Below are 17,710 nucleotides of genomic sequence, written 5' to 3' on the forward strand. Positions count from 1 at the left end.
ATTCTACGGCGATTTAAAATAAAAGTCAGCCTGTAATATCAGAGATAATATGATAATCTTTCATTAATTTACTTTTTGCCATTTTATATTCTTCCTCTGAAATTAACTTATAAGTCAGTAATTGTTTTAACATAGAAATTTGCATACTGTATTTAATCAAATTCTTTTTCATAAAAACCTACCTCCTCAAAGAATTTCAAAATAAAAAATCAGACGGCTGTTGGTACAGCTCCACGGGAATTTCACCCCTGCAAGTATTTCTTCCAGCCCTACTCATAGCTTGCGACGCTCCAAACGCTCGAACCATGACGGTAGGGGAGTATCATTATCCTGCTAATGAGTCATCGCCAGTAATCCACCACGATTACATTAGATTCTTTGTTTATCGCTCGTTTCAGCAGAAAGTCATGGCGCAAGAATCAAGTAGCTCTTCATCAGCAGAACGTATCTGATTTTCCAATTTATAATGCATGAGATTAATCATGCTTTCTTTATCAAAGAACGTTAAAAATCATTCTCCCACTTTAAGTGACTGCTAAAAGAAAAAGGAAAGTTCCATATGCCACACATCTATTTTTTAAAATAAGAAATGCTGACTTTCCTTTCTCTCCTTCCTTTGCTATTACTACAAATAGAAAGAACCATTTTGCCAAAAACGAGTAAAAACCAAAAAAAGAAATCATGAATTGAACTTGCATGTGTTTGGTAAATGTTCTACATTTGTTAAGCTGTTACGATTAAGAATTTAATACTAATTGGCTATAACGTGTTTATGATATTATGTATTTAAAGGAAAGAATAAGTAGGATTGGAGGAATAAAACTTGAACATTCATGAATACATTAAATTTCTTCGCAGAGCAATCAATAATGTGGAAGAAGTGTATTTTGGAAACCAAAATTGGATTGATTCTATGTTAAATGTTCATAATATTAAATCTCAGGATAAAAAGCGTGAAAAGCTAATGCCATATTTGAGTATGCATAATGAGCGAGTTTTCTGTTATGAGCTTTATCATCAATTGCGTAAAATTATGGAAGAAAATAGGTTGAATGAAAAAGTGATTTTACAAGCTGAACTTCGCAAGGCTCAAGTAAGTGATGAAATCACACAATTATTTGGAGTAAATAGTACAGACGGAGTATATTACCCTGACTTTTTAATACATGAACCGGGTACATATGAAAATCAAGACTTAATTATTGAAGTCAAAGCTAACCCTAAACTTTCTACAACAGATATGCTAAATGATATTAAGAAAATTGATCAATTCATTAATAGATACAACTACAAAAAAGGAATCTTTTTAGCAATAAATGTGAATAAAGAAAGGTATAATCAACTAATGACAAATGATCATCTTCTAAATAGTTTAGAAGAACAAATTAATTCTAAAAATGAAATCTTACTTATGTTTAGAGAGTCAGCAAAGGAGCCCACGATCTCAATAAACCTAGCAAACTTGTTACAATGAAAAAGCTAAATATTAACTTATAATCATCATGGCCTGCAAAACTATCACCACTTCCTTTAATCACCTTTACAAAGTGGTGATAGTTTTAGCTAATAATAATCATTTGTCTTGTAATCCTCCAAATTGTCTCTTTTCTTATTTAAAACATTTCTGATTTGTTCCTGATACAACATTGAATTTTCTCAAAGCTTTCTTTATCAAATATCAACTAGGAAGAACGAGGATTAAAATGCTTAAGAATAAAAACCCTAAGTCAATTCAAATCTTAATATAGCTGTAATTAATTTTGTTTCTAAGCGTCTACGTGTATAATCATCTACTACCATTTGAGAAGCACCAAAATCATCTTGTACTAACCGTAACGATAGTTTATTTATATAAGGTTCATAATGTTTAAGCACTGCGTTTATAGCTTCTACCTCACCCTTTGTGGCTTTTAAATAAGGTTTGATTAAAAATACCATGTAAACTCGTGTTTTACGTTAAATAAAAGAATCCATTTTGGAAAAAGATTAATCAAAATGGATTCTATAGTTCGAGTAAAGCATAAAATAGTGAAGTTATACTTATTCAATTAATTGAAGCTATTATCAATAAGGAGTTTTTACCCGGCACAGCATGATAATTTTGATACATCTTTATCAAATGTAAGAGCAGCTAATTTTAAACCCTCTGCCATTGTTAAATACGGTGCAAGACTTTCTTTTAAATCCTCTACGGTTAATCCAAACTTAACGACTAATGTAGCTGCATAAATCACATCTCCTGCATTTTCAGATACAATATGAACTCCAAGCACTTTCAATGTTTTTGAATCAGCAACAAGCTTAAAAACCCCTGTTGTTTCATGATTTACTAACGCTCTTGGAATGGTGTCTAAAGGCAACACAGATGTTTTGACTTCATATCCCTTTTCTTTTGCTTGTTTTTCTGTTAAACCAACTGTTGCAATTGCCGGATTTATAAACGTTATGCCAGGAACAACAGACAAATTTAATTTTTTATTTAACCCACGAATCGCATTGTCAGCAACAATTCCACCTTCATAGGCTGCTACATAAACAAATTGAGGTCCCAATGTTACATCTCCTGCTGCATAAACCTTCTCATTACTTGTCCTAGCATAATCATTTATCACGATTTCTTTTCGTTTTCCAACTTCAATACCTGCTGCACTTAAATTTAAAGAATCCGTATTTGGTTTTCTCCCTGTTGCCACAAGTAACTGCTCTGATTCCACAACTTTTTTCTTACCATTTACCGTTACGTAAATCTTTTTGTTTCCTCCAACTTGTTCTACCCACTCAAAGGTTGCCCCTTTCACAAGATTTATACCCTGTTCAACTAAAGCCTTTTCTACAGCTTCTGAAATCTCTGGGTCATATTCTTTTAAAAGACGTTCACTTCTTTGCATAAGCGTTACTTCTGAACCTAAATTATGAAATAGTTGCCCAAGCTCCATTCCGATATATCCTGAACCAATAACCGTTAAGCGTTCAGGCACCTTTTTTAATTCAAGTAGTGTTGTACTTGTTAGATAATCCACTTCTTTAAGTCCTGAAATTTCCGGTAAAGAAGGAGAAGCACCTGTTGCAATTAAAAAGTGCTTTGCAGAAAGTTTCTCTCCGTTGACTTCAATTGTATTTTTATCAATAAATTTAGCTTCACCCTTAATTAAATCAAAGCCATATTCATTAATTAAATCAATGTATTTTTGGTGCCTAAGCCTATTAACCAATTCATTTTTTTGCCTGATTAAAGGTGCTAATTCTACATCTCCCGCGGAAATTTGCAATCCTTTAAATGGATTCACCTTAGCCAAATGATTGATTTTCCCAGCTCTAAGAAGTGTCTTTGATGGAACACAACCTGTATTCACGCATGTTCCTCCAATGGTTTCACGTTCAATCATGACTACTTTCGCCCCATATTCAATTGCTTTAATCGCAGCCGAAAAAGCTGCACCACCAGAACCAATGATAAGTAAGTCATAATCCCCTTCATTACCTAGCACCATATTTTCTTGTGATGGTACTTCTTCTATTTCTCCAGGTTGATATTTTGCTTCTTTAATCGCCTTGTTTGCAGTTTTAACTCCAATATTCTCAGGTAACTCAAATACTGCTTCACCACGACGAAAACTAGCTTCAACATTATTAGCTCCTATATTTTGAAGTGCTAATGCTACATGCTCTTCACAACCTGTACAAGTCATTCCGTGAATGTTTATCTTAAATTTATTCATTTACTCATCATCCTGTTCTATATTTTTTCTTATTCCTTTTATTGTTCCCCAATCAGTGTTTCAATTATTGGACATTCATGTAGTTGTTTTTCATCTGGGCACCGTTGTTTTAAATCTTTTAGCATGACTTCAATTCGCTTTAAATCTTCTATTTTTTTTTGTACTTCCTTTTCTTTTTTGGAAACAAATTCAAACATATTTTCACAGCGAACTTCATCTTTATCTACAATCCCAAGTAATTTATAAATTTCATTTAAAGAGAAACCAAGCTCTTGAATATGTTTAATAAAACCTACTCGCCTAACATCATTATCTGAGTATACCCGATAACCAGCATTTGTTCGAGAAGGTTCCTTTAATAATGATTTTTGTTCGTAATATCTAATTGTCTCTTTATTCACTCCACATTTTTCTGCAAATGCACTAATACGATAACTCACATATTTCACCTCCTATAAAAATAATAAACCGTGTATCTAGATACACAGTCAAGTATATTATTAAATTTTTTTTAAAGTATCCTACCAATTAGTTTAAGTACATTTATAAAAATAATATATGTAATTTTTGATAAATTCAGTATACAATTAACTGTTTGATTAAGTAAGTCCTTTATAAGGAACATCCGTTTAAATCAAAATCCAAATGGGGAAAATTACTCAAATATTTTATAAATATCACGTCTTTTTTACAATGGAGCGAGTAAAAAGTTGGGCATAAATTGAACATCAGACTTGATAGATATCATGTAACATGGAAAAAAGTAAAATACCCCTTTTTCATCGATTAATGAATTTTAAAATTGCCAGTATGAACTAATCACACTGGCAGCTTAATAATTCTTTTTTACATGTCTAACGCTATATTATGGACCATACTCTATTCTACCTTCACCTGTCCCATCATGCCGTTGTCTTCATGTTCAAGAATATGACAATGGAACATATACACGCCTTTTTGCTTGAATTGTATAGCTATTTTAACTGTTTCATCTGGTTCAATAGAAATACTGTCTTTCCATCCCCGCTCATTTTCTGGTGGTTCTTCTCCATTTCGAGAAAGTATTTTAAATTGAGCTCCGTGAATGTGAAATGGATGAATCATTCCGCCCATCATGTCAGGTTTATTGTAAATTTCCCACACTTCAGTGACCCCTTGATCTTGTGTGAAATCAATTCTTTCCGGATCAAATTTCTTTCCATTTATCGTTACCATATCCATCATTCCAAAGAGTTCCACGTTTTTTGTTACTGGTAAGTTCATCTCTTCTTCTGTAATTGAAATATCATTCATCTCTTCTGGAATACTGCTATCCTCTCCACTTTGACCAGAAACTTCAAATGGTAAAAGGATCGAACCATCCTCCTCATTTATTAACGCCAACCCATCTTCAGAGTTAAGCTGCGAAAAATCAATAATTATTTCCGCCCGTTCTGATGGGGTCAGTGTAATTTCATCTAGTGTCACTGGTTTATTCAGGAAACCTCCATCCGTTGCAACTTGCACAAAGGAATCCCCTGTATTCAATTTAAAAGTGTAATTCCTCGCATTGGACCCATTTAAGAGACGAAGACGAACCTTTTCTTTCCCTACGGTCAACTTCGGATTTAACGTCCCGTTTACCAATGACGTATCACCGATTGTTCCATCATCATTCATAGCAGCACTGTAATTCAATTGTTTCTGATCATCAAATGTTTTATCTTGGAAAATCAAGGGAATATCATTCTTTCCATACTCATTTGGCAATCCAAGACTCTTAGAGTTGTCATCTTCTATATAAATCAATCCTGCAAGTCCATTGTAAACCTGTTCAGAGGTTTTCCCTTCTGGATGGGGATGGAACCATAACGTCGAGGCTTCTTGTGTCACTTCAAATTCGATCAGCTCTTCTTCTCCTGGCTTTAATGAATTATGTGGCCCACCGTCTTCTTCACCTGATACTTCCAGCCCGTGCCAATGAAAAGTTGTCTCCTCATCTAACTCATTTATCGTTCTAATTTTCACCGTATCGCCTTCTTCAAATTGAAGCACTGGTCCTAAAAATGACCCATTGTATCCATATGTTTTCGTATTAGTACCATCGAATATTTCAGTCTCTCCTTCTTGTGCTCGAACAGTGTATACAACTTCTTCTTCATTATCGCTTTCAAGCAAAGGAGGTATTTTCAATTCATTTTCCCCTGTTGAACCATTTAAACTTACCACCTCATCATGACTCATATGACCATTCTCAATTGCATCATCATCCATAGATGAATGATCCATTCCTTCTTCCATGGAATCAGACTCTTGTTCCATATCTGAGTTTTCTTCAGGTGGTGATTCAACATTCCCTGCACAAGCCGATAAGACAAGTATTGTCAATAAAAAAATTAAACTTATTAATAATGATTTTCTTTTCATATACCATAACTCCCATTAAGAAAATTTTACATATTAATCCATCTTTAAAGGCTAACATTCAATAACACTTGACTATTAGCCAATTTACTTGATTCAAGAATTATATTTGATTATTGTTTCATCACTTAAATTACGATTATAGATGTTAACTTTTCTCCTTTCATTAGATACTTGATACCAATTTATGTTAATGATTCATTATCCTTATGACGTAACTATATTTTAAAACTATCGAGAATTTATCAAGAAAAAGTTAATGTTTGATGAATTACATAATTAAATATAATCATAAAATATCTAAATGGAGAATCATTTACAGTTTTAAACCCTTCACCTTAATGATAAATCTTTAATCATATATGGGGACTACAAATATTATGCAAAACATAGATGTACATTTCTTTATCTATTCCGGAAATCAACTAGAACGTTAAAAGTTATTAACAATCAACCTTTTTCCATAAAGGCGTTAATATACTTTGTGGATCAGAAGTGATTCGTCGATTGTATTTTACTCATTTACATTATCCATTAAAACGAAATCAGCTATTGCAGCGGTCACCTTTACCCAAGTCAGCTTTTTCTCACATTACTTTAATCTTTCAACTAGAAAAAACTGATTTTCACCTAACGGAAAACCAGCTTTTTCATTTTTATATTTAGACACTAAATTCATAACCTTAATCTTAAACAACTTCTTTCAAATTTTACAATGAAACTTTTGAACCTTTACATCTAAAGTTTTTCTTTACAGATTGAGCTTTTTCCGAGTATAATAATAGCATTATACTATTAACACTTAACCTATATTTCATTTTCATACTAAATTTTAATCAATCTTCAACAATTGGGCATTAATTGCACAAATAATTGTACTTAATGACATGACAGCAGCACCAATAGCTGGTGTAATAACGATACCGACATTATATAATACACCTGCTGCTAGTGGGATGGCTATCACGTTGTAACCTGCTGCCCATCCTAAGTTTTGTATCATTTTTCTATAACTAGCTTTCGATAACTTCAAAATATTTAAGATATCAACAGGATCACTATTTACTAAAACAACATCCGCTGTCTCAATTGCAACGTCTGTACCAGCACCAATCGCAATACCCAAATCAGCTTCAGCTAAGGCAGGCGCATCATTGATTCCGTCACCAATCATGGCAACCTTTTTGCCACCTTCCTTCAGTTTTTTCACATTATCCGATTTATCATGTGGTAGAACCTCTGAAATAACTTTTGATAGTCCAAGTTTTTCACCTACATAATTTGCAACACGATTATTATCACCTGTCATCATAACTGTTTCAATGCCACTATCTTTTAATTGCTTGATAACTTCATAAGAGGATTCACGAATGATATCCGCTAAAGCAATCATTCCTTGCAATACATTGTCTCTTAATACAAAAACAACTGTTTTCCCTTGTTGGGCTAGCTTTTCATACGTTTCTTCATCGAAATCTATATTATTCGCTTTCATCGCTCCAGGGCTAATGACTGCGATTTCAGTTCCTTTCACATCAGCAGTTAATCCTTTACCAGTTAAATTTCTATAATTCGTTACCTCATATAGCTCTAAATTACGATTTTTTCCTTCCTTCACAATTCCTTTTGCAATTGGATGATCGGATTGGGTCTCAACTGAATAAGCTAACTTCACTAATTCATCTTTACTTACATTGTTACTTGGATGAATATCAGTAACCCCGAAGTTTCCCTCAGTAAGGGTGCCTGTCTTATCGAATACAACCCGATCTAGCTTTCGAGCATTTTCAAATGGGGTACGATTACGAATCAACAAACCATTCTTAGCAGCAATAGACGTTGATCTTGAAGTAACTAAAGGCATAGCCAGACCAAGTGCATGCGGGCAAGCTATAATCAGAACGGTAACCATTCTTTCTAGCGCAAATTCAAAATCCCCTGTCGTACTCCAGTAAGCAATCGTGATGATTCCAGCAACCACCGCCACATAAAATAGCCATTTTGCTGCAATATTAGCAAACCCCTGTGCTTTTGATTTGGTATTTTCCGCCTCGCTTACTAATTGAATAACTTGAGATAAATACGTGTCATTTCCAATTTTATTTACCTTAATTTTTAATACACCTTCACCATTAACGGCCCCACCTATTGCTTTCATTCCAGGTCCTTTTTCCACAGGAACGGATTCACCTGTTAACATAGATTCGTCGACGGTAGATTCTCCTTCAAAAATTTCCCCATCAATGGGTATTTTTTCTCCTGATTTAACTAGAATCTCATCTCCAGGGTGTAATTCTTCAACAGACACTTCTACAATATTTCCGGACGCGTCAATTTTATGTGCCTCTTTTGGCATTAGTTTAATTAATTCTTCGAGTGCTTTTGAAGCACCCATTATGGACCTCATTTCTACCCAGTGACCTAACAACATAATGACAATTAACGTAGCTACCTCAAAATAAAAGTCACTGCCATCAATCAAGAAGGCTGTTAAGGTGCTATAAATATAGGCTGTTACAATGGCAAGTGAAATTAACAACATCATCCCTGGTGTTTTTGTTTTTATTTCATCCCATGCACCAAGTAAAAACGGTTTTCCACCATAGAAAAACACTATGGTAGAAAGTAAGAAAAGTACTATCGTGTTACCCGTAAAGTTTACTTCATAGTTGAATAACATTTGGATCATCGGTGACAGATAAGTAATCGGTATCGCTAACACTAAAGATACCCAGAAACGCTTTTTAAAATCATCTATCATATGCTCATGATGACCGGCATGTCCTCCTCCATGTCCGTGTCCCGAATGGTCATGACCATTATGATTATGATGCTCACGGTGATCATGGCTATGGTGTTCATGATCATGATGCTCGTGGTTATGATGTTCGTGATTATGGTGCTTGTGCCCATCGTGTTCACTATGGCTTTGGTTATTCTTCTTACTATCGTGATTTGCCATGCTATCAATCCTCCTAGTGAATAATTATGTTAAGATCATTTTCTATATAGTGTGCAATAGGTAATTTTCTTATTACTAAGACATCATACAAATTCCCCTGTCAAGGGTTATTAACCCACTTATATCCTACACCCCACACAGTTTTAAAATAGTCATCTATTGGAAATCCTGTTTGACGGATTTTCTCTCTCATATTCCGCACGTGTGAATCAACTGTTCTTCCCCCTGTTTCAGAATCAAACCCCCAAATCAAATCAATCAAATGTTCCCTAGCAAATACTTGATTCGGATTCTTCATAAAGTGTCCAATCATAATAAATTCTTTAGGCGTTACCTTGATTGGGTTAGTTTTATAGGATAATTCAAACTGATCCCTATTCCAAATTAAACCATTCACCTCAATATAACTCTTTGGTTCTCTTCTACGTAATATAGCTGACATCCTAGCCAATAATTCTTCTTCGTTAAATGGCTTTGTGATATAATCGTCTGCACCTAACCGCAATCCTTTTACAATATCCTCATGTTGGTCATGGGCAGTTAACATTATAATTGGTACATCAGAAATGCCTCTAATTTCTTGGCATAATTCCCATCCATCCATCTCAGGCATCATAATATCTAGTAAAACAATGTCAAATGTTTCTTGATTTATATAGGACAATGCTTCAGTAGCACCTAATGCTTCTTTACAAACATATTTATGAGGTTGTAAATACAACGCAATTAAATCTAACATTCGCTTCTCATCATCAACGATAAGAACTTTATTCATTTCTTTTCCCCCTTGCCAACTTGATAATGATACTTGTGCCCAGTCCTATTTCGCTTTTTGCTTCAATACTACCACCATGGGATTCAATAATTTCTTTTGAAATAGCTAGACCTAGCCCAGTTCCTCCACTTTGTCTTGAACGTGATTTTTCCACACGGTATAACCGGTCAAATATATATGGAAGATCTTGTGCAGGAATTCCTTCTCCATCATCTGTAGTTGTAATAATGATATACTGATCAGTCTGCTTTACCTCTATTAAGATTTTTGAACCTTCCTTAGAATGCTTTTTCGCATTATCTAGGATATTTATTAACACTTGTTGAAAACGTTCTGGATCAATATAAGCTTTTATTTCATCAAGGCAATTCACATGAAGTAATATTTTTTTCTCAGCTAACGCTGGTCGAATACGTTCAATTATTCTTTGAATAAGCTCACATAAATTCACTCGTTCGCGTCTAATCCGAAAATTATTTTGATCTATTTTAGCTAATTCAAATAAGTTCTTAATTAATACCGTTAATTGCTCTGTTTCTTCTCGAATTATTTCAACATATTCTTTAACTTGTTCTTCAGACGTACCTTGACGATTAATGATATCTGCATATCCTTTGATATATGTTAATGGCGTCCGCAGCTCATGTGACACACTGGCCAGGAACTCATTTCTAGCCTGTTTTAGTTCTTTCAACTCCTGTGATAGCTTGGTGATGGAATTAGCTAATTCACCTAATTCATCTTTCCTTTTTGTATGTAGTGCTATATTGTGTCTTCCCTTACTTAATTGTTCTGTCTCTTCTTTCATTTTAATTAACGGTTGTGTAATAAATCGAGACAAAATAAATATAGTCATAATTGTTAACAACACAGTGATAAAGCTAATTATCAAAAACTGATTGCTAAGCTGATCAACTGTTCTTTTTACATAACTTGTATCGGCAAACATAAACACATGCCCCTTATGTTCCCCGCTTATTGTAATCGGACTATCTGTCACGATATAATTTCCTTCACTCCACCTATCTTCAACTATTTTACCTTCTGTAGGTATTTCTTCATCATTAGTATGTTCTACCACATTAATCATTTCTTGTTTTACAGGGTCAGATGAAATAATAATCTCACCTTTCTCATTTGTAATGATAACGATAAATTCAGACGCTGATTCCATAATACCGACATGTTCTAATGTAGGTTGATCGAAATGATCTTCTAAAACGTCACGATGTGTGTTCCCGCGTGCCAGCAGACTATTCATAACTTCATCAATACGATCATTTACTAGGTTCGTATATAAAATAAAAAACAAAAAAGATTCAATAACCAGAATAAATACAAAAAACAGTAATCCAATTTTAAAAGATAATTTATTAAACATACTACACCTCTATAACCAATAAGTAAGTGTATCCAACACACCAAGAATTAAAAGTAACAAACCAGCAATCTTTTGGGTGACAGCTCCTATTTTTCTACTTCTTTTTAATATGGCACCACTTGCACCAAAATACCAAATTAAAAATATAACAATCAATAGCGGAAGAGAAGTGCCAATTCCAAACACAGCTGGAAGGACTGCACCATACGAAGTTATCAATACAATTGGCATTAATGTTAAAAGAAAGAGCACAAACATGGTTGGGCAAAAAGCTAATGTAAAACTTACTCCCATTAAAAAGCTGCCTAAATAACTATCTTTAAGTACCTTTGTGGGAAAATGAAAAATACGCCATGTTTTCTTCCATTGAAATATCCCAATCATAAATAACCCTACTATAATTAGCATTGGACCTATTGCTTTACGTATAATGGGTAGAATTTGTGAAAGCGTGCTATATACCTCTCTACCTAACAACCAAACAATAATCCCTAGTATAGAATAAACTACGACCTTCCCTAAGACAAATAACAATACATGCAACCATGGAACTTTATCAACTAATGATTTATTACCATAAATCGTAATTGCACTGAGGTTACTTGTAAGCTGACAAGGTGCAAGAGCTCCAATCACCCCAAGAAAAAAGGCAAATAATAATGGTAAATGTTCTAAACCATTAGCGAGATCTATTATTGGTTCCATTAATGTGTTACTTATCTGGTTAAATAGTTCAAACATATATATTCAACTCACTATATAATAATTTTATCACTTGACCTTGGTAATAATTAAATGATTTTTTCTTTAACTTCTTGATATATGTGTCGCTCCGAAAAAATGAGAATGAGGCTATCTTGATAATATACCGTTGCAAAGACATGTTTAAGAAAAAGTATATTTGTTAGGATGGTAAAGCTAACTATCTACATCACCTTCACTTATACTACTGTTCACTTTCAAATCATTACTCTTTTTTTCCTTTATTATTGATTTTAGTCGTTCATATTCCAACTCGTTAATTTCACCTTTAGCTAAGCGTTCTTTAATTATTTGTAATGGTGTTCTCTTTTTATCTCCTTTAATAAAACTTGCTATTAAAAAAATACCAAAACTAATTAATCCTATCCAGAAAATAATCATTAGAATCACTGTCCAAAATGATCCATACCCATTCATCATATGCAATTTACATCACCTTCTCATTTGGTCTATTATCATTTATTATAGCTTTTATTTATCAAGAAAATATGCAGGCCTGCCAAGAAAAATGAATTCCCCTGTTTTACAAAGCTGAATCTTTACTTTATATCAGATAAATATTAAATAATCTTTAGAACTTTAGACAATCTGCACATAAACTGCAAAATAATAGGGTACTGTAACAATGAATTCAAAATAATGAAAGGAGCAACATTAAATGGCAATTAAAAAAATTATAATAGGGTTAGTATCTTTATTTACAATCTCCGTACTATCCGCATGTGCGGGAGAAACGGAAACGGAAGATACAAATAATGAAAATAACACGGAACAAAACTCCGAGGAAAGTACACAGGACGATATGGAAGGCATGGACCATTCCGAAATGCATATGTCTGGCTCTGGAGATGTACCCGAAGGTTTAAAGGAAGCAAACAATCCAACTTATGAAGTTGGCAGTCAAGCTATAATTGAATCGGATCACATGGAAGGTATGAAAGGTGCTGAGGCAACAATAGTAGGAGCCTACGATACCACAGTTTATACAGTTTCTTATATACCCACAACAGGTGGTGAGAAAATAACCAATCATAAGTGGGTCATTCATGAAGAATTAGAAGACCCTAGTGAAACACCGTTAGAATCTGGTGATGAAGCTATTATAAATGCTGATCATATGGAAGGCATGAATGGGGCAACAGCTGAAATTGATTCAGCAGAAGAAACCACGGTATATATGGTAGATTTTGTTTTAACTACAAATGGAGAAGAAGTCACAAACCACAAATGGGTAACAGAAAGTGAATTATCCTCAGTAGAATGAAATTAGAATTAACTAGCATATAATTTCTAACTCACCTTTTTGTAAACAATACAATCCCATTTAAAAATATATTCAAGAGGAGGAAGATGTCCCCTCCTTTTGAAGGGTTATAAGCAAATTACAGAAGAAATCTTCTATAAAAGATATCTTCTGTAATTTTTTGTCTTCTTTTATTGAATACGATAAAAGGATTTGATATTTGACAAGAAAATTATTTCTATAATTTTTTATTCTGCAAAGAATCTGCATAACTTCCCATTACTATTAAAAAAATATATTCAAATGGAGTGTTAAATTTATGTACGATTCATGTCCTATAAATGAAAAAAATCCCCAAATAAATCCAACTGGATTACATTGTATGATAACCAGTAGTTATTCTGTTACTATTCCAAAACCCATTAGAGATATTTTAAACTTAAGCCCTGGAGATGAGGTGATAATTAGTTCAAAACATAAATCTAATGAATTAATAGTGCAAAAATTTAGTGGAAATTCAATAGAAAATATAATGATATTAAATGAAAGAGGCTCATTTAGAGTACCAAAAGAATTTATTAAATTTCTCAATTTGGAAATAGGCGACATTTTTAGCCTATACCTTAATAGAGAGAAGCAAATCGTTTTGTTGAGAAAACAATCATGAGATAGGCAATTCAATCGTCAAGCTAAAGACAGTTGTTTTCAAAACGTTTCCTTCTTCTATCAATTTTTTAGAACTTTACGAGGTACACGAAAGAGGCTTCATAAAAATAAAATACTGTCGATTATTGTTATAATCTTTATACAATACTGTAACATATGATCACATTTTGTAATCTTTATGTAATTTTTTTATGATTTCTATTGTGATATGCACATGCTAAAATCTATTTAAGAGCGAAAAATCTATTACATAGAATTTCAAACTTAACTACAAAATAACTAGAATTTCTAACATTAAAAGGAGGAACACTTATGGCAACACCCAATCTTAGAGTGAAAAAATATGTACTTTCAAGTGCACTTGCTACTTCTATAGCATTAACTCCATTTTTAGGAGATAGTGTGTTTGCAAGCGCTGGCGAAGGCTCTTCTAAAGGCGATATTTCTATTGAAGAAAGCAACTTATCCAATTTTCAAGTAGAGCAGCAACCACCAACTACAACTGAAATTGTAAACACATCTATACTCCAACAAGGCAGTGTAGGATCTGAGGTAGAACATGTACAAAATACTCTACAATCACTTGGTTACTATTCTTATCAAGTAGATGGGGTTTTTGGTGATATTACTGCACAAGCAGTGAGAGATTTCCAAGCGGATCAAGGTTTGCAAGTAGATGGTATTATTGGGTCAAATACAAAGAATGCATTAGCATTACCTGCTGATACACCTTCTTTACCTCAAGACACCATATCTGAGACTAATGATGAGGAACTTGCCCTTGAAGAGACTGGAAATTCCAATGAATTAACTAACACAAATGTATCTAGTGAATCAAGCGAATCGGCAGCTATTTCCCCTAGTCATGATAATATTGTTGCTGCAGCAGAGAGTGTTCTCGGAACACCTTATGTATGGGGTGGAACTACTGCTTCCGGATTAGATAGTAGCGGTTTTATTCAATATGTATTTAATCAAGTAGGCATTGATGTTGCTCGTACACACCGTGATAATTGGGTAAATACTGGTGTACGTGTTAACTCTCCTAGTGTGGGGGATGTTGTATTCTTTGAAGGTACTTATGACGTACAAGGTGCGTCCCATAGCGGTATCTATATTGGAAACAATCAAATGATTCATTCCGGAGATAATGGGGTTGTCGTAGCAGATATTAGCATTGATTACTGGCAAAGTCACTATATTGGTGCAAAATCTTATAGATAATAAAAAACGATTGAAACAAAAAATGAGCCATCATAATTTGATGGCTTTTATAATACTCTCACACTTTTGTCAATTTTCTATTTTTATTTGCTTCTCTATACAAATAATACTATTCATGATAGCTCTCTGCTCTTGTTCTAATAAGTTAATTATTTTTATTAATTCAGGAATAGCATGATCTACCGTATACAGGTCATCTGCCATCAAACAGTAAGTGACCTTAACCAATTTTTCTTCCATTTCCGCAAAATACAATTTCCGATTCAATTCATGTGTTAATAAGCGGCCTTTTTCATTATCTTTAACCATCTAATTCCTCCTTCAATTAACCTATTTCCTAGCACATACACATAATTTTATTTAATTATATCGTGCCTTAAAACGGAAAGTCAGCATAAAAAAGGAATTTAAAACAAGTATTCGTTTAACTGCATAAGGCAGACCTATAAATAAAAAACAATGAATCCATGTGGGTTTCCTATTATTAGAATCATCTTTTTTATCTAGTTATAACGAAGAATAATAAAAAATGATTATTTTCACTCTATAATCAACCAGTTCCTATCTTTCTCCAAGGTCAATTCATACTGTGAAAATTGCACTGCCTTTATTGTCTAATCTAAATATCTCACTGTTACCCAGGCCTTTATTTGGTTCTCTTTATACAGGGTTGATTAACTCAGAAAAAGCATATTCTTGATCAATTAAGGGCAAAGCATTATCTTTTACATAATAGGCAAGTTCACTAGATAACATATATTTTTTATGAAACGATTCCTCTTTATTCTACAATCATCTAGTTTTCACCTTTCAATATGAAATAAACATATACATATACTATTCTCCTGTTTCAGCAAAACGTTTGATTCTTTTCCCTATTTCATCACGAACCCGTTGAAATACAATCCATTTTTCTTCTTCATTCCCTTGAGCTTTGGCTGGATCATCAAAACCCCAATGGTCACGTTTCACTTGTGGCGGTGTCATTGGACATTTATCCGCAGCGTCTCCGCATAAAGTGACTACAAAGTCCGCATTGTTTAAGATTTCCGGGTCGATAATATCAGATGTTTGGTTCGAAATATCAATATTGACCTCTTGCATTGCCTTTACTGCATTGGGATTTAAACCATGTGCCTCAATACCTGCACTTTTCACTTCCCAAGCATCTCCAAGATATTTTTTCGCCCAGCCTTCAGCCATTTGGCTTCTGCAAGAGTTTCCAGTGCATAAGAAATAAATTGTTTTTTTAGACATAATCATTCTCCTTGTTAAAATAGAATCAGTGTTAAATATAGTCCTACTAATGTAATCAATAAGATAGGAAGGGTTAAAATAATACCTGTTTTAAAATAAGTTCCCCATGAAATCTTAACGCCTTTTTGTGATAATACATACAGCCATACTAATGTTGCCAGAGAACCAATCGGTGTGATTTTGGGACCTAAATCTGATCCAACTACATTCGCATAAATAAGTGCTTCACGTAACACACCAGATGTATTTGTTTCCGCAATGGCTAATGCATTAATCATTACGGTAGGCATGTTATTCATAATGGAGGATAGGAATGCTGCAATAAATCCCATGGCAACCGTTCCAACAAATAAACCTTGGTCAGCTACGGTTTGAATCATACTTGCAAGTGCCGATGTAAGCCCTGCATTCCCTAATCCATAGACCACCACGTACATTCCAATGGAGAAGAATACAATATTCCATGGTGCCCCTTTAATTACTTCTTTTGTATTAACAGCGGTACTGCGTCTTGCCATCAAAATAAAGAAAATCGCAATGACCCCAGCAATAATAGAAACAGGTACATTAACAAATTCACTCGTAAAGTACCCAATTACTAATATACCAAGTATAAGCCATGATAGGCGAAACATTTTTAAGTCCCTGATCGCCTCATTTGGTGTTCTTAATTTTGATACATCATAATCTCTAGGTATGTTTTTTCTAAAATAAATTAATAATACCGAAATCGTTGCGATTAAAGAGAATAAATTTGGAATAATCATTCTAGAAGCATATTCGACAAAACCGATACCAAAGAAATCGGCTGAAACGATGTTAACTAAATTACTAACAATAAACGGTAAAGATGTCGTATCAGCGATAAACCCACTTGCCATGATAAATGGAAAAATCATTTTTTCTTTGAAATTCAAATGACGTACCATCGCAAGTACAATCGGTGTTAGAATGAGTGCTGCACCATCATTCGCAAATAAAGCTGCGACAATTGCACCCAAAATGCTAATATATACAAACATCTTTATTCCATGCCCTTTTGCTATCCGTGCCATATGTAATGCTGCCCATTCAAATAATCCAATTTCATCTAATACTAATGAAATAAGAATAATGGCGACAAATGATAATGTTGCATTCCAAGTGATGCCAATAACTTCAAGTACATCACTAAATCCCACTACTCCTACGAGTAAAGCAATAATAGCTCCTCCCATGGCAGACCATCCAATATTTAAATTCTTTGGCTGCCAAATGACTAGGACTAGGGTTAAAACAAATATTATAATGGCGAGTATAAGTGTTGCTGACAAAATAA

General features: G+C 33.7%; 17 protein-coding genes. 4 read left to right on the top strand and 13 right to left on the bottom strand.

The window, feature by feature from the left end:
- Positions 1-25: 25 nt before the first annotated feature.
- Entirely contained in the window at positions 26-172 is a 147-nt protein-coding gene (locus tag E0E32_RS16875; protein WP_042533183.1) for an SHOCT domain-containing protein, read from the bottom strand.
- Positions 173-823: 651 nt separating this feature from the next.
- Between E0E32_RS16875 and E0E32_RS16880 the strand changes: the two genes are divergently transcribed.
- A complete protein-coding gene (locus E0E32_RS16880; RefSeq protein ID WP_042533181.1) occupies positions 824-1,474 on the top strand; it encodes a hypothetical protein in 651 nt (216 codons plus the stop codon).
- Positions 1,475-1,722: 248 nt separating this feature from the next.
- Here the strand turns inward: E0E32_RS16880 and E0E32_RS16885 are convergent, their stop codons facing one another.
- From E0E32_RS16885 to E0E32_RS16925, 9 genes are all read right to left on the bottom strand, one after another.
- Complete coding sequence (locus tag E0E32_RS16885) at positions 1,723-1,938, bottom strand: helix-turn-helix domain-containing protein (protein ID WP_066186211.1); 216 nt, start codon at positions 1,936-1,938, stop codon at positions 1,723-1,725.
- A 140-nt stretch (positions 1,939-2,078) separates the two neighbouring features.
- On the bottom strand, positions 2,079-3,719 hold the full coding sequence (gene merA / locus E0E32_RS16890) for a mercury(II) reductase (RefSeq protein WP_042533157.1): 1,641 nt from the start codon (positions 3,717-3,719) through the stop codon (positions 2,079-2,081).
- 38 nt (positions 3,720-3,757) lie between these two features.
- The gene (gene merR, locus E0E32_RS16895; protein ID WP_042533153.1) at positions 3,758-4,159 is read right to left on the bottom strand and encodes a mercury resistance transcriptional regulator MerR; all 402 of its coding nucleotides are present in this window, start codon (positions 4,157-4,159) and stop codon (positions 3,758-3,760) included.
- Positions 4,160-4,598: 439 nt separating this feature from the next.
- Positions 4,599-6,125, bottom strand: coding sequence for a multicopper oxidase family protein (locus E0E32_RS16900; RefSeq protein ID WP_042533150.1), 1,527 nt, complete (start codon positions 6,123-6,125; stop codon positions 4,599-4,601).
- An 829-nt stretch (positions 6,126-6,954) separates the two neighbouring features.
- Positions 6,955-9,084 carry a copper-translocating P-type ATPase gene (locus E0E32_RS16905; protein ID WP_042533148.1) on the bottom strand — a complete coding sequence of 710 codons (2,130 nt, stop codon included), beginning with the start codon at positions 9,082-9,084 and terminating at the stop codon, positions 6,955-6,957.
- A 100-nt stretch (positions 9,085-9,184) separates the two neighbouring features.
- Complete coding sequence (locus E0E32_RS16910; protein WP_066186214.1) at positions 9,185-9,859, bottom strand: response regulator transcription factor; 675 nt, start codon at positions 9,857-9,859, stop codon at positions 9,185-9,187.
- Positions 9,852-11,240 carry a sensor histidine kinase gene (locus E0E32_RS16915; protein ID WP_042533144.1) on the bottom strand — a complete coding sequence of 463 codons (1,389 nt, stop codon included), beginning with the start codon at positions 11,238-11,240 and terminating at the stop codon, positions 9,852-9,854. Before E0E32_RS16915 ends, E0E32_RS16910 begins: the two co-directional genes overlap by 8 nt.
- A 9-nt stretch (positions 11,241-11,249) precedes the next feature.
- Positions 11,250-11,981 carry a cytochrome c biogenesis CcdA family protein gene (locus E0E32_RS16920; protein WP_042533142.1) on the bottom strand — a complete coding sequence of 244 codons (732 nt, stop codon included), beginning with the start codon at positions 11,979-11,981 and terminating at the stop codon, positions 11,250-11,252.
- A gap of 177 nt (positions 11,982-12,158) precedes the next feature.
- Positions 12,159-12,428, bottom strand: a complete 270-nt coding sequence (locus tag E0E32_RS16925; RefSeq protein WP_052485020.1) for an SHOCT domain-containing protein — start codon at positions 12,426-12,428, stop codon at positions 12,159-12,161.
- Positions 12,429-12,660: 232 nt separating this feature from the next.
- On the opposite strand from E0E32_RS16925, the gene E0E32_RS16930 reads away from it, so the two are divergent.
- From E0E32_RS16930 to E0E32_RS16940, 3 genes are all read left to right on the top strand, one after another.
- On the top strand, positions 12,661-13,266 hold the full coding sequence (locus E0E32_RS16930; protein ID WP_042533140.1) for a YdhK family protein: 606 nt from the start codon (positions 12,661-12,663) through the stop codon (positions 13,264-13,266).
- 298 nt (positions 13,267-13,564) lie between these two features.
- A complete protein-coding gene (locus tag E0E32_RS16935) occupies positions 13,565-13,912 on the top strand; it encodes an AbrB/MazE/SpoVT family DNA-binding domain-containing protein (RefSeq protein WP_042533136.1) in 348 nt (115 codons plus the stop codon).
- A gap of 311 nt (positions 13,913-14,223) precedes the next feature.
- Positions 14,224-15,135 (top strand): C40 family peptidase, encoded by a 912-nt coding sequence (locus tag E0E32_RS16940; RefSeq protein ID WP_042533134.1) that lies wholly within the window; start codon positions 14,224-14,226, stop codon positions 15,133-15,135.
- A gap of 69 nt (positions 15,136-15,204) precedes the next feature.
- Here E0E32_RS16940 and E0E32_RS16945 read toward each other — a convergent pair whose 3' ends face one another.
- The 3 genes from E0E32_RS16945 to E0E32_RS16960 form a co-directional block, all read right to left on the bottom strand.
- Positions 15,205-15,444: a hypothetical protein gene (locus E0E32_RS16945; RefSeq protein WP_042533132.1), complete on the bottom strand. Its 240-nt coding sequence runs from the start codon at positions 15,442-15,444 to the stop codon at positions 15,205-15,207.
- Between the two features lie 528 nt (positions 15,445-15,972).
- Positions 15,973-16,392 carry an arsenate reductase (thioredoxin) gene (gene arsC / locus E0E32_RS16955; RefSeq protein ID WP_066186216.1) on the bottom strand — a complete coding sequence of 140 codons (420 nt, stop codon included), beginning with the start codon at positions 16,390-16,392 and terminating at the stop codon, positions 15,973-15,975.
- A 14-nt stretch (positions 16,393-16,406) separates the two neighbouring features.
- On the bottom strand, positions 16,407-17,705 hold the full coding sequence (locus E0E32_RS16960; RefSeq protein WP_042533125.1) for an arsenic transporter: 1,299 nt from the start codon (positions 17,703-17,705) through the stop codon (positions 16,407-16,409).
- Positions 17,706-17,710 lie beyond the last annotated feature (5 nt).

It is taken from the genome of Gracilibacillus phocaeensis, assembly GCF_900626275.1.
Taxonomy (GTDB): domain Bacteria; phylum Bacillota; class Bacilli; order Bacillales; family Amphibacillaceae; genus Gracilibacillus; species Gracilibacillus timonensis.